This is a genomic window from Hymenobacter segetis (assembly GCF_054776495.1).
Map to the genome: position 1 here is coordinate 2,180,779 of NZ_BAAHBV010000001.1, position 13,574 is coordinate 2,194,352.

Annotated in this window: 10 protein-coding genes; 4 read left to right on the forward strand and 6 right to left on the reverse strand. The window is 63.0% G+C overall.

Going from position 1 to position 13,574, the window contains the following annotated elements:
- The first annotated feature begins 36 nt into the window (after positions 1-36).
- Positions 37-1,977: a DUF3857 domain-containing protein gene (locus ACYU70_RS09065; protein ID WP_342298654.1), complete on the forward strand. Its 1,941-nt coding sequence runs from the start codon at positions 37-39 to the stop codon at positions 1,975-1,977.
- 103 nt (positions 1,978-2,080) lie between these two features.
- On the opposite strand, the gene ACYU70_RS09070 is transcribed toward ACYU70_RS09065, so the two are convergent.
- The 3 genes from ACYU70_RS09070 to ACYU70_RS09080 all read right to left on the reverse strand — a co-directional run bounded on the left by ACYU70_RS09070 (position 2,081) and on the right by ACYU70_RS09080 (position 9,242).
- A complete protein-coding gene (locus tag ACYU70_RS09070; protein WP_342298652.1) occupies positions 2,081-5,572 on the reverse strand; it encodes a T9SS type A sorting domain-containing protein in 3,492 nt (1,163 codons plus the stop codon).
- 554 nt (positions 5,573-6,126) lie between these two features.
- Positions 6,127-8,220 (reverse strand): helix-hairpin-helix domain-containing protein, encoded by a 2,094-nt coding sequence (locus ACYU70_RS09075; RefSeq protein WP_342298651.1) that lies wholly within the window; start codon positions 8,218-8,220, stop codon positions 6,127-6,129.
- Between the two features lie 71 nt (positions 8,221-8,291).
- On the reverse strand, positions 8,292-9,242 hold the full coding sequence (locus ACYU70_RS09080; RefSeq protein WP_342298649.1) for a PorV/PorQ family protein: 951 nt from the start codon (positions 9,240-9,242) through the stop codon (positions 8,292-8,294).
- A gap of 106 nt (positions 9,243-9,348) precedes the next feature.
- On the opposite strand from ACYU70_RS09080, the gene ACYU70_RS09085 reads away from it, so the two are divergent.
- Genes ACYU70_RS09085 through ACYU70_RS09095 form a run of 3 tightly spaced genes read left to right on the forward strand, consistent with a single transcriptional unit; the run spans position 9,349 to position 11,278 of the window.
- Positions 9,349-10,083 (forward strand): M48 family metallopeptidase, encoded by a 735-nt coding sequence (locus ACYU70_RS09085; RefSeq protein WP_342298648.1) that lies wholly within the window; start codon positions 9,349-9,351, stop codon positions 10,081-10,083.
- Between the two features lie 20 nt (positions 10,084-10,103).
- Entirely contained in the window at positions 10,104-10,328 is a 225-nt protein-coding gene (gene yidD, locus ACYU70_RS09090; RefSeq protein WP_198066967.1) for a membrane protein insertion efficiency factor YidD, read from the forward strand.
- A gap of 44 nt (positions 10,329-10,372) precedes the next feature.
- Positions 10,373-11,278, forward strand: a complete 906-nt coding sequence (locus ACYU70_RS09095) for a hypothetical protein (protein ID WP_342298645.1) — start codon at positions 10,373-10,375, stop codon at positions 11,276-11,278.
- Positions 11,279-11,379: 101 nt separating this feature from the next.
- On the opposite strand, the gene lgt is transcribed toward ACYU70_RS09095, so the two are convergent.
- The 3 genes from lgt to ACYU70_RS09110 form a co-directional block, all read right to left on the reverse strand.
- A complete protein-coding gene (gene lgt, locus ACYU70_RS09100; protein WP_342298644.1) occupies positions 11,380-12,390 on the reverse strand; it encodes a prolipoprotein diacylglyceryl transferase in 1,011 nt (336 codons plus the stop codon).
- 98 nt (positions 12,391-12,488) lie between these two features.
- Positions 12,489-12,770: a hypothetical protein gene (locus ACYU70_RS09105; protein WP_342298641.1), complete on the reverse strand. Its 282-nt coding sequence runs from the start codon at positions 12,768-12,770 to the stop codon at positions 12,489-12,491.
- Complete coding sequence (locus tag ACYU70_RS09110; protein ID WP_342298639.1) at positions 12,763-13,404, reverse strand: RNA polymerase sigma factor; 642 nt, start codon at positions 13,402-13,404, stop codon at positions 12,763-12,765. The genes ACYU70_RS09105 and ACYU70_RS09110 overlap by 8 nt, the downstream gene beginning before the upstream one ends.
- Positions 13,405-13,574 lie beyond the last annotated feature (170 nt).

Genomic DNA, 13,574 nt, shown 5'->3' on the forward strand with positions numbered 1-13,574 from the left:
AGAAGGCTTAATTTTCTTTCCAACAGTCCTTTCCTTATGAAAGCTTTCCTGACCCTGCTGGCGGCCCTACCGCTCGGCAGTTTCCTGATGCCCCCGGCCGCGCCCGCCCCCAAATATGCCGTGGCCGACATTCCGGCGGCCCTGCGCGAAGGCGCCAGCGCCGTGCTGCGGGCCGACGATGAGGTGGTGACCGTGAAATCGGCCGGCCGGCTGGTGCACACCGTGCACCGCGTCATCACCGTGCTCGATGCGGCGGGCGATGACTTTGGCCGGCACGGCGAGTATTACTACGACCTCGAATCGTTGAGCTACCTGCGCGGGGCGGTGTACGATGCCGACGGGCGCTTGCTGCACCAGCTGCGGGCCGCCGAAATCCACGACCAAGGCGTGGGCAGCAATGATTTAATGACCGATGTGCGGGTGCGCTACGCCGACCTGCGCCAGCCCCAAACGCCCTACACGGTAGAGTTTGACTACGAAACCGTGTCGGACAACACCTTATTCTACCCGCATTGGCAGCCGCAGGAAGCCGAAGGCCTGGCCGTGCAAAGCGCTACCCTGCGCGTGACCACGCCCACGGCCCTGCCCCTGCGCTACCAGGAGCGGCAGCTGCCTGCCGGCACCGCCGTGGCCCACACCAGCACCAACGGCCAGGAAACCTACGAGTGGCACCTGGATAACCTGCCGGCGGTGGACGAGGAAGAGGCCGCGCCGCCGCTGGCCACCCTGACGCCGTCCGTGGCCATGGCCCCCGGCATCTTCGAGGTGCAGGGCCACAAAGGCTCGGCCACCTCCTGGCAGAACCTGGGGCGCTGGAGCTACGAGCTGAATGCCGGCCGCGACGTGCTACCGCCCGCCACTACGGCCAAAGTAGCCGCGCTGGTCAGCGGCATCACCGACCCGCGCATCCGGGCGCAGCGCGTGTATGAGCTGCTCCAGGGCAGCACCCGCTACATCTCGGTGCAGCTGGGCCTGGGCGGCTGGCAAACGTTCCCGGCCAGCTCGGTGGCCAGCAATGGCTACGGCGACTGCAAGGCCCTGAGCAACTACACGATGGCCTTATTGAATGCCGCGAGCGTACCAGCCTACGTGGCCCTGGTAAAAGCCGGCTCCGACGAGCCCGACATTCGGGCCGACTTTCCCAGTACGCAGTTCAACCACGTCATCGTGTGCGTGCCGCCAGCCAAAGGCAGCCAGGCCGACACGCTGTGGTTGGAATGCACCAGCCAGACCGAAGCCTTCGGCTACATGGGCAGTTTCACGGGCAACCGCCACGCGCTGCTGCTCACACCTGAGGGCGGCAAGCTGGTGGCCACGCCCCGCTACAGCACCGCCGAAAACCGCCAGCTACGCCGGCTCGACCTGTTTCTTGACGCCACGGGCAGCGCCACGGCCACGGCCCGCACCCTGCGCACCGGCCAGGAGCAGGACCTGTATGCCCAGCTAATGCACGGGCTGGGGCTGGTGGAACAGAAAAAATACATCACCGACCGCCTCAAGCTGCCCACTTTCACCCTCACCAAATTTAACCTGACGGCGGCCCCGGCCGGCCCGCTGCCGGGCGTGGTCGAGAACCTGGCGCTGGCGCTGCCGGGCTTTGCCCCGCCCAGCGGCAAGCGCGTGTTCATCAACCCCAACCTGCTGAGCCGCCTGCCCGCCCTGCCCGCGCAGGTAGGCGAGCGCCAGGCCGACCTGTGGCTCGACCACGCCAGCCTGCACGCCGACACCGTCCGCCTGCACCTGCCCGCCGGCTTCCACCCCGAAAACCTGCCCGCTCCCGTGCAGCTCAGCACCGCCTACGGCACCTACGCCAGCCAGTATGCCACCCTGCCCGATGGCACCATCCAGTACATCCGCCGGCTGGAGCTGAAGCGCGGCCACCTGCCCAAAACCGCCTACGCTGGCTACCTCGATTTCCGCCGCAAAATCAGCGTAGCGGATAAGACACAGGTGGTCTTGCTGAAAACGGAAAGCTAAGCGGGCTTCTGGAGCTGGAAATCATCAAGACAAAAAAAGCCGTTTCCAATCTGGAAACGGCTTTTTTTGTCTTGATGGCAGAATATCAGAATGACTATTCGGCTTAGTTGCCGGAGTGCACCAGCTTCTGCGTGAAGCGCTGGCCATTCTGCAGCACCTGCACCACGTAGGTGCCGGTGGCCAGGGTGCTCAGGTCGAGCGAAGGCTGCGTAGCTCCAGCTTCAATGGTTTGCCGCAATATCACGCGGCCCGCCAAATCGGTGAGGTTGATGGTGCCGGCCGTGGCCAGGCTCAGCTGCAGGCTCACGCGCTCCTGCGCCGGGTTGGGGAACAGCACGAAGCCCGCCGGGCCGGCCGCACCCACGCCAAACGCCACCGTCCGCACCGGCGAGTATTCGCTGCTGCCGTCCAGGTCCACCTGCCGCAGGCGGTAGTAAACCTTGCCGCCGCCCATTTCGGCAGCGTTGGCATCGAGGTAGCTGTAGTTGTGGGCGCTGGTGCTGGAGCCCGCGCCTTTCACTTCGGCAAATTTCTGGAAAGCCACACCGTCACGGCTGCGCTCCAGGTCGAAACGGTCGTTGTGCAGTTCCGTGGCGGTGTTCCAGTTCAGGCGGGCGGCGCGGCCTTCGGCCTGGGCCGTGAAGGCCGTGAGGGTCACCGGCAGCGGACCGCTAAACTGCCGGCTGCACATCGCGCTGGTTGGAATGACGACCGTGGCACCGCCCGTATCGGGGCCGGAGTAGGAAAGGCGGAACTGGTTTTCGCCGCCATTATCACCGTACAGCGCCAGCAAGGGGTGCGAGCCGACGCGCAGGTACACGGCCGTGCCGGTAGCGGTACGCGGGCCGTGGGTGCCCACGTCCTTCACCACGGTATTAGCGGCAACCAGCGGGTTGGCGCGGGCTGAGTTATCGAGCCAGAGGTAGGCGGCATCATCACTGAGCATCGAGAACGTATAGTTGCCGGCCGTGGTGATGGTGAGGTAGCCCCGGTAGCGGGCACTGTACGAATCGGGATTGGTAACCGAGCCGCTGCCGAAAGCGCCCGACGTATCGCCCCAGGCATTGCTGGCGGTGTAGTTCACGGTGCCCTCCGAGCGCTTCATATCGACCGTTCTGGGCGAATCGAAGAACGTGAGCACATCGTTGAAATAACCCTTGAAATACTCGGCATACAGGCCCTGCGTAGCCGTTGAGCCATCGTAGGTGGTACCGGCGCAGCTGCCGGTGCCGGCGGGCAGCGCCACGGTGGTGGACACGCGCATGGTGCCGGCCACGCCGTTGTTGTTGGTTGCGTCCGGGTCGGGCTCGAAGGCGGTGGCCGAGGCTATGCCTGCCACGGGCTGGTTGTTGTTGGGCAGCGTGAAGGTGAAAGCAAAGCTTCGCACGGCCGCGCCCCGGTTCACCTGCCCGATGGCCAGCGTGGCAATGCCGGTATCGAAATCATACGTGGTGCCGGCCGGAAAGCTGGTGGTCAGCAAGCCCTTGGCCAGCTGCACCGTAAGCACCGTGCTGGTGGCATCGGCCGTACCAGGATTGTTAGGCGTAATATTCTGAACGGTAGCCGTGTACGTAATGCTACTTTTGGCATCCGCTGTAGCAGGGCCACTCAGTGTCACCTTCAAATCAGCCGGGTAAATCACCACCAGGGTATTGGTCCCCGAGTTGTCGTCGCTCAGTTGGCACGCTTCCGAAGTCGTGGTGCTGATGCTGGACGACACGTCGATGGTGCCCGCCACCGAAGGCGTGTAGGTGATGGTCGCATTGGCATTGTCCCCGTTGGCCAGCGTGCCGACATTGGTGAAGGTTACCCGGCCATTGCCATTATTGTAGCTGCCCGAACCCGCGCTGGTGGTCACCGTCACGGTGTTGCCGCCCAACCCGGAAGGCAGCTGCACAAAGCGGGTTACGGTGCCCGCCGCATCGGGCCCGTTGTTGATAAACGTCACATTGATAACCGCTTGCTGGTTAGCCGGCAGCGGGTTAGTACCGAAGCTGATACTGGTGGCCACGTCGGCCACCGCCGGGCACAGGGCCACCGAGCAGGCACTGGCATCGGCGCGGCCCGCGCCGCCGCGGGTGCCTCCGTTGGGCGGAAATTCGGTGAGGGATGACGACAGCGTAGTGCCGTTCAGGCCGCCGCTCACGTCGGTGGTGGGCGTGCCGGTGGTGTAGCTCACCAGGCCGCCGCCGCCGCCGCCACCCGCGCCTTCGGCCTCTGCGCCAATGGCGCTCTGGTTGCCGCCTTTGCCGCCGCGCGCCAGCAGGGAAGTCGTGGTCAGGTTGGTGGAAACCACCACCACGCTGCCGCCGCCGCCGCCGCCGCCCGCGCCGTCATTGTTGCTGGCCGTCGTTACCGAGCCGCCATCGGCCAGCAGCGAGCCGCCGGTTACGGCACCGCCCGATACCAGGTAAAGAAAGCCGCCGCCGGCCGCGCCGGTGGTGCCGCTGTTGTTGTTCGAATCGCCGGCCCCGCCGCCGCCGCCGAAGAAGGCCCGGCCGCTGCTCACGATGGGGTGGCCACCCAGGCCGCCCTTGTTCTGGCGGTTGTCGCCGCCCCAGGCCGTTTGGCCTGCCCCCAGCGTCAGGGCATCCTGGTTGGTGCTGGAGTAGCTGTAGCCGCCGCGCCCGCCGCCGGTGGATGTGGAGGTAGCAAAGTTGGCCGCTTCCAGGTTCCAGGCCGCGTCGTAGGCGTTGCCGGTGCCCCGGTCGGGGTTGCCGGTACCGGTATAGGTGGCTCCGGCCACGGCCACGTTGGCCCCGCCGCCGCCAGCGGCGTTGTGTGAGTTGCCGCCGCCGCCGCCGTTGGCCGGCGCGCCGCGCCCGTAGCGGCCGTTCAGCGCGTCATATTCGGCAATGGTGCCGGCGATGCTTTCGCCTTTTTCGGCCCCGTAGGTATCGTTCGCCGAGCGGTAGCCGAAGTCGTTATTGCCAGCCGCGTCGGTATTCTGCTCCAGCGCCCCACCCCGGAAGCCCAGGGCCGATACGTCCAACGTAGCGCCGGTGGCCAGCGTCACGTTGCCCGTGGTTTCGATAGCTAGCACGCCACCCGTGGTCCCGTTCCAGGCCTGTGCCTTCACGCTCACGTTGGTGTTCACGGCGAGCGTGGTGTAGCGCGGCACGCGCACCACCTGGGCATGGCCGGCCGTAGTGTACGCGCTGTACAGCTTGCAGCTCAGGGCAATGGTTGTACCCGAAGGCACCGACGCCACTTCTACTAGCTGGTAGCGGCCGGCATTATTAAGGGCCGTTACGGTGCCGTAGGTAGCATCATCGGCGGTGCTGATGGCGGCACCCTGGGGCTGCACCAGAAGAAGCAGGTCGCCAGCAGCCAGCGGGGCGGCAAAGCGGCTGTTGGCATTCAGCGCGCTGGCGGCTACTGTGATGGTGGTGGCACCCATGGCCGCGTTGGCCGTGAGAGCGGTGTATTCGTTGACGATGGTGCCGGTAGTGGCAATGGCAACCGGGCCGCTTTTACCCGCTTGGGCGGCGGCCTGCTGATGGCCCGCACCTAGTAGTAATAAGATTAGGGAGCTGATGCGCAGTATGTGTCCGAAATGTCTCCTGCCAGTTCCTCCCGACAGTACTTGGCACAATGGTAATCTTTTCTGCATATAAGTTTGCTGTTTGTAGAGCTCAATCAGTCGTTGGCGTTATTTTTTGGGCTTTCGTAAGCACAAGAAAAGTCGCTCTACAAATCGTGACTTTCCTCGTTTATCACCTTAATGATGGGGAGGAAAAGCCCTTGAATTTGCAAGCGACTTTCAGCAAAAAACATCAACTTACCTATGAATTAGTCAATACAAAACTAGCCTCACTGACTGCTGGGTCAGCTGCTTATTCGACCAAACCCTATTATCGGAGGTTGAAACGTCATTTTCGCGCCATGTAACTATTTACGACCATTAGCTGGACGCTATTCACCTATAATTACCTGATAATACGATACATAATGCAAAATAAATAGAATACATATTGCTTTTATCAGTTTTTTATTAAACCATGGCATGTATCATTGATTAATTCAAAGACAACAACTATTAATTGGAATAAATCAAATGACTATTTGCTACAACATGCCGTACTTGTGCCACCACCCGCCGGGCAATGCCAGACGGGCGATGACTAAGTACGGGCCGGAATTTTCGCGCTAAAATTTCACCCGCAGCTGCGCTTTCACCTCGCCACGCAGTGAGCCCTGGATGGATTCCAGGCCCGTGCCCACCACGTCCTGGTGGCGGTAGCGGGTTTCGGCGTAGCGCAGCCAGAGCGTCAGGGCGCGGTTGACGCGGATTTCGGCGATGCCGTACACCCGCGTGCCCTGGCCATAGAGGGCCGGCACCGACACGGCCAATAGCACATCCTGCTCATACACGTACTGGCGCGAGTCGTAGTCATCGGCATCGAAGATGGAGTAGCGGGCCGTGAGCTTGAGGGTGCGGTTGAAATGGTAGGCCACGTCCTGGGCCAGCACGTAGCCGCTGCGCCAGGCCAGGCCGTCGTCGTCGCGCAGGCGCAGGGCCTGCATGCGGGTGCGCAACTCCAGCTGCGGCGAGATGACGGTATTGTAGTACACCAGAATGCTCTGGCGCAACTGCTCGCCGGGCAGCGGCAGGGCGCGGTTGGGGTCGAGGTTGAGGAGGTCGGTGCTGGCTAGGTCGCGGGGCTTGAGGCGCTGGCGCAGCTGCACGTAGAGCAGGCTGGTTTTGGTCGGCGAGTAGGCCACGCGCACGAGGGCATCGTGGCCGTCGGTGGGGGCGCTGGCGCGGTAGCGCAGCCACGGGAAGCGGAACTGGTCGTAGTAGGCCGAGATTTCCCAGCGGGCCACGGGCCGCACTTTCAGGCCGATGTAAACACCGGTTTCGTTGATGTTGCGGGTGTTTTCGCTAAAGGCGTTGCCGTAGAGGGTGTGAAAATTGGAATCGTAGTGCCGCACCAGCAGGGCCGCGTCCACGCTGGAGCCGAGGCTGGCCAGCAAGCCGTTCACGGTGCCCAGGCCGCCGCCGGTGCTACGCGCCGTTTCGCCAAAGAGCAGGAAGTTGCGGTAGACGTAGCTGTAATTCAGGCTCAGGGCCAGGTTTTCGCGGCCGCTGAACTCGAAGTAATTATAAGGTTCGGGCCGTTTGAGAATGGGCGTGCCGTAGTGCGTGAACACGCCGGTAGCTCCGATGGCTAGGTTGCCGTCGCGGCTGGTGTAGGTGGCATTGCCGCCCCCGATGGTTTCGGCCAGCCGGTGCCGGTTGGCAATTTCCGAGGCCGTGCGGTGGAAGCCGGTGTAGAGCAGGCCCGAGGTAAACTCGTCGTACTGCGCCAACGAATCCTGGCTTTGCTGCAGGTTGGCATCCACGTTCTTGTGCGACACGAAGCCCGTGGCCTGCACCGTAGGCGCCACCTGATACGTAGCCGCGCCGCCCCGAAAAAACGAGTTTTCGAGCAGCGATGAATACGCCCGCACGCCCACCGACGAGCGCCGCAGGGTCGTAATCGTCTCCGCGCCCTTGCCCACGCCCAGGCCCGACGATAGCAGCAAGCCCTGCCCAAATTGCAGCTGATAATCACCCAGCGCCAGGGATTTCAGCTTGCCCCGCTCCTGAATGAGCAGGTGCGCCGACACATAATCGGCCCCAAACTGCCCATTCTTAGGGTTCCACACAATGGGCTCGCCGGCATCCTTTTCCATCGAAAAGCCCACGCTGAAATCCTTGGTGTGGCTCACCCGGTAGCGAATCAGCATCTTATCGGCCGAGCCGAGGTAGCGCGTGGTAGGCTGGCCCTGGTAGAGCGTGGGCGGCGTGTAGCCCTGGCGCTGCTGCAGCACCCGCTCGTAGCGCAGGTAAAGCGCATTATTATCCTCGCGAGCAATGCGCTGCCAGAGCGAGCCGCGGGCCGAGTTCCGGCCGCTGCTCTGCACCCCGATGAAGGGCAGAATGCGGTTTATCGTGCGCAGGTCGTAGCCCTCAATGCTTTGCAGCTCATACACGCTCAGCAGGTCGCCGTTGGCCTGGCGGTGGTTGAGCAGCGTGGTTATCTGGTTTTCATTGAGCAGCAGCAGCGAGCGCAGCTCTTCGCGGGTGGCGGTATTAAGGTTGATGGGTGTCTGATAATACTGGAGCAGCGTCTCGTAGAGGTCCTCATAAGGCACTTCGTCCGACTGAATTTCGGCAAACAATTCCTGCGTCAGGCGGTCCAAATCCGGGGCGCGGCGCACGTAGTCCTGGGCATTTGCGGTTTGCCCGATTAGCAAGGCCCCGCAAACTATGAGCCCGGCCAACCCATTCCGCAGGCTGAAACCAGGGCGTAAGCGTAGATTTTTCCTCATTGCTTCCCGCCCCACGATTTACTCACGCTCAAATGCTGGCTGAAACCCAGCGCCTGCTGAAACGCCGCCGCGTAGTCAATCTGAAACGCGCCGGCCAGCACGCCAATGCCCGCGCTGGCCTGCTCGGTGAGCGAGGCCAGACCCAGGCGGGCGGCCAGTACCGGCACCGGCCGGTATTCCAGGCCCACCTTGAAATTGGCGGCGCGCTCCACGTCCTTTTCGGTTTCCACCAACAGCAGCACCTGGCTGCCGGGACGGTAGGCGAGGCCGGCTTTGAGGATAGTGGGCACCCGCTCGTCCTGGTAGCTGGCCAGCTTGGTCTGGCCAAGGTTGTAGAGCGAAGCCCCGAAGCTGAGCCGGCGGGGCACTATTTCAATCTGGCCGCCCAGCGTGCCCAGCACCACGCGCCGGCTGCCCAGCCCCTCGATACTCACTTGCAGCATATCGGCCCGCGCCCCCAGACTGATTTGGCCGAAGCGGTAGGCGTAGCCCGCGCCCACGCGGGTTTCATTGTATAGCACCCCACCGAAGCGCTGGACTTCCAAGGCCACCACACCATTGCGCGCCCAGGTGGGCGCAACTGCGGGGCTCAGCGACGGCGCGGCGCCCTCGGCCCCTTGCATCACGCCGCCCGCGTCGGGAGCGGTGGTGCGGCCCAGGGGCAGGGCCACCGTGAGCGCGCCCACGTTCAGGGCCGAGCTGAAATAGCGGTTTTCAGCGTAGAAGCCCACGCTGGGCCGTTGGATTTCGCTGATGCCGGCCACGTTGTTGCCCATGCTCCATACCTCGCCGGAAAGGGCCACCGAGGCGTTGCTGAGCGCGGCGGCGCGGGCCCCGCGCACGCCTGGGCCGTTGCCCTGCGCCCGCACCGAAGCCACCGGCCACAGAGCCGAGACAACAACAAGAAAACAGAAAGTAGAAATATATTTAGGTAAACCGTGTTTCATAACGGTAAGGTAGCAACTTGGCTGCGATTGGCTCAATTCGACCCGAAATTATTTTGCCGGCCCAAGCGGTTAAGCATTCCGGCACCGCTGCCGAACTTGCCGTCCCATGCCCCGCTCCTTCTCTGCCGCGCCCCGCCGCGAAACCATTGCTTACCGAAATCAATCCCTCAGCTACACGCTTGTGTTCCGGTCGCGGCGCACCATCGGCTTCGCCGTGCGGCCCGATGGCAGCGTGCACATCAGCGCCCCGGCCGGCACTTCGCCCGAATGGGTGGCCCAGCAGGTGCTGAAAAAAGCCGACTGGATTATCAAGCACCAGGAAGCGTTTGCCAACCGGCCCGCGCCCGCTCCCACCCGGCATTTTGAGGCCGGCAGCCCGCATTATTACCAAGGCCAGCCCTATCAATTGCGCTTCGCCGAAGCCCGCCGGGCGACTGTGACGGTGGAAGGCGATGAGTTAATAATCGCCACGCCCGCGCCCCTAACGTCGGCCCAAACCGAAGCCCTGCTCCACACCTGGTACGCCCGCCAGGCCGGGCCGCTTTTCGCCGAAGCACTGGTGCGGGTGTGGCCGCGCTTCACCGAATTCAATCTCATGCGCCCTACCCTATCCGTGCGCCAGATGCAGACGCGCTGGGGCAGCTGCACGCCGCGCTCGGCCCGCATCCGCCTCTCGCCGGAGCTGGTGCGCGCCCGCCCCGAGTGCCTCGACTACGTGCTGCTACACGAGTGCTGCCACCTGCTAGTAGGCGACCACTCCAAGGCCTTTTATGACCTGCAAACCCGGCTGCTGCCCGACTGGGAACGGTGGAAGCAGGAGCTGAATGCGCTGCCGAAGTAGCTGCTGTTTTCATATTCGCTATGCTGTCCCGCTTCTTCCGCGCCCTTTTTCTCGGCCTCGTCTGGTTCTACCAGCGCTTCATTTCGCCGCTCACCGCGCCGAGCTGCCGCTATGCGCCCACATGCTCGGTATATGCGGTGCAGGCCATCAACAAGTATGGGCCGTGGCGGGGCGGGTGGCTGGCGTTGCGGCGCATTGCCAGCTGCCACCCCTGGGGCGGCCACGGCTACGACCCCGTACCCTAAACCGCGGCCTGCGTATAGGTAAGCTCACCAGTTGCTTTACGTTAATGCGCTTTATTCCCCTTGTGCCGGCCGCGTTGGTCCTGATGCTCACCGCAGCCTGCTCGCAGGCTCAACCCGATAAAACCACCGATTCGCCGACATCCGCGGGGGTTGATATGCCTAAAGGCGGCGACCGCCGCAAGGATAAAAACGCGGCGGCTGAAATCGCAGGCCTCAGCAAAGTCGGCTCACTCAAGGGCAAAGTGCCCGAAAGCTCGGGCCTGGCCCCCGCCCCGGAAAGCGGCAACTATTTCAGCTTCGGCGACGACGGCAACTCGCCCACGCTCTACGAAATCAGCGGCTCGGGCCAGCTCATCCGCACCATCGACGTGCCGGCCACCAATACCGACTGGGAAAGCCTGAGCCGCGACGGCAGCGGCAACTACTACATCGGCGACTGCGGCAACAACGAAAGCACGCGCCGCAACCTCAAAATCTTCAAGTTCCGGCCCGACAGCCCCAAATCCGTCGGCACCATCGCCTTCACATATTCCGACCAGCGCGAGTTTCCGCCCAAGAAAAAGCAGCGCAACTTCGACTGCGAAGCCAGCCTCTGGCACGATGGCCAGGTATACCTCTTCACCAAAGACCGGGGCCAGGACCGCGCCAGCAACGTGTACACCGTGCCCGACCAACCCGGCACCTACACCGCCAAGAAGGTAACATCGCTAGCCATTCCGGGTCAAGTGACCGATGCCGCCCTCCGTGCCGACGGCCACCGCCTGGTGTTGCTGGGCCGCGGCGAGCTGTTCATTCTCGATGGAAATTCCTGGGCTGAAATCCTGAAAGCCACGCCCCGCCAGATTTCTCTCGCCGGGGCCGGCCAGACGGAAGGCGCGGTTTTCAAGGACGACAGTACGTTGCTAATCAGCACTGAGAAAGGCGATTTATACGAGTACAAGCTGCCGTAAGCACACACGGAGCTTCACGAAATAAAGAGAGGTTTCGCAAGGACGGGCAATGTGCTAGTCCCTGCGAAACCTCTCTTTACTTTGTCAGAATCTAACCCGAGCTACGCGCGCGGCTGGTCCAGGCCGGACGTGGGCTGCGAGTCGCCCTCCTTGCCCAGGTCACGCGGAGCGTAGCCGTAGGGGTTTTCCGGGTCCTTGCCGGCACGCCACAGCACCCAGATACCGATAAAAATCAGCGGAATGCTCAGCAGCTGGCCTTGGTTGAACAGGTGACCGTTTTCAAACGCCACTTGGTTTTCCTTCAGATATTCGCCCAGAAAGCGCTGCGTAAACAGCAGCACCACGAATAGCCCAAATAGCTGCCCGCGCGGCGTGCGCTCCTTCGTGCGGTTCCACATCGAGTAGAGCAGGGCCAGCAGGAAAATGCAGAACAGTGCCTCGTAAATCTGGGTGGGGTGGCGCGGCACGGCCATAGGCGCCTCGGGAGCGACGGCCGTGCCTTCGGGCAGCAGGCGGTAGCTGGTAGTGCCGTCCTGGAAGCGCACGGGCTCGGCGGCTACCTGCACGGCCCCGGCGGGCAGCGGGCGCGTCACGGGCAGCAGATGGTCCACGTCGCGCGGGAAGGTGAAGGCCCACGGCGCGCTGCTGGGCTTGCCCACGATTTCGGAGTTCATCAGATTGCCGGTGCGGATGCACGCCCCGCCCAGCGCCACCACAATCACAATCCGGTCGAGCACCCACAGGTAATCGAACTTGTTGTTGCGGGCAAACAGCCAGCAGGCGAACAGGATGCCAATGGTCGCACCGTGGCTGGCCAAGCCGCCCTGCCAGATTTTAAACACGACCATCGGGTCGGCTTTCAGAGCATCGAAATCATAAAAAAGCATGTGCCCTAGCCGCGCCCCCACGATGGTGCCGATGAGCATGTAAATCGTAATCACATCGACCCACTGCGGCGACACCCGCTCCGAGCGGTAGATGTGCGTGAGAATGAACGTGCCCACCACGAAGGGCAGCATGAAAAACAACCCGTACCAGCGCAGCGTGACCGGCCCGAGGTGAGCAATAATGGGGTTGACGTTCCAAAGAATGGCGTCGAGAGAAGGAAACATGCGGGCGAAAATGAAATAGAAGGTCAAAGGTACTCAGCCCCCGGCTTGGCACCGGGCAGCAAAAAACGGAAGTCGATGCAATGGCCGCGGCAGCGTAATCAGCGCGGGGCGGGTGCGCTGGCCGCCACCGTCGCGCCCCCCGCCGACGCGATAGCCGCGTCGTCGCCGCCCAGAAGCAGCACCAGGGCCCCGAGCAGCAGGGCATAGGCGGGCCGGCGTATCCAGCCCGGCCGCCAGGCTGGGGGGGGTGCGGTAGCCAGCCGGGCCTGCACGCGGGTGTAGAAAAAGGGCCGGTGCTGCGCCAGTGGCTGGGTGCGCAGCTGCGCCATCAGGTCTTCCCATTCTTGGTCAGTACCGGGGCGGGCATCGGAATTAGACATGGCGAAAAGACGGTTGAATGTGTTTGCGAAGGGTTTGCCGGGCGCGGAACAACAGCGATTCGACGGCGGCCACGGTGGTACCGAGCACGGCCGCAATCTCCTCGTAGCTCAGCTCCTGCTCGTGGCGTAGTGTGAAGGCCACCTGTTGCTGGTCGGGCAGCCGGGCGATGTGGGCCATCAGCAACTGGAGCTGTTGCCGGCCTTCGAGCAGCGTGAGCGGGTGGGCGTGGTCGGGTGGCTCGTGTAGCACCTCATTGCCGAAGCCCAGCAGGCTGGTGAAAAAGGCGAAGCGCTTTTTGGCCTGCGCCCGGCGGCGGTTTTTCAGGGCCCGGGACGTAGCCAGGCGATAGAGCCAAGTGCTCAGCGCCGCCTCGCCCCGAAACCGTCCGATGGTTTGATACACCTCCACAAAAACCTCCTGGGCCACGTCCTCCGCTTCTTCCGCGTTGCGCAGCAGCGAAAGCGCGGTGCGGTAAACGCGGTTCTGATAACGGTCGACTAGGGTCCGAAAGGCAACTTCGCTTCCACTTTGCAACTGCTCGATAAGTTCGGCATCCGCATCAATTACCGGCGCAACCACTTCGGCGCAAGCCGATGATTCAGGAGTCGAAAACAGTGGAATAGCACAAGTCACAGGCTCCGGCACTAAATGTTGGCAAGATGTCTTCGCAGCTTCCGCAGCGGCTAAGTGCCGCGCTTGAAGAAGTTACACAGCGTTAGGACCACTCAACGCGGAAAACTTGCGCCATTCACGACACATTTCAGCCAATTTACTGACCATCAATATATAATACACAGTCATTT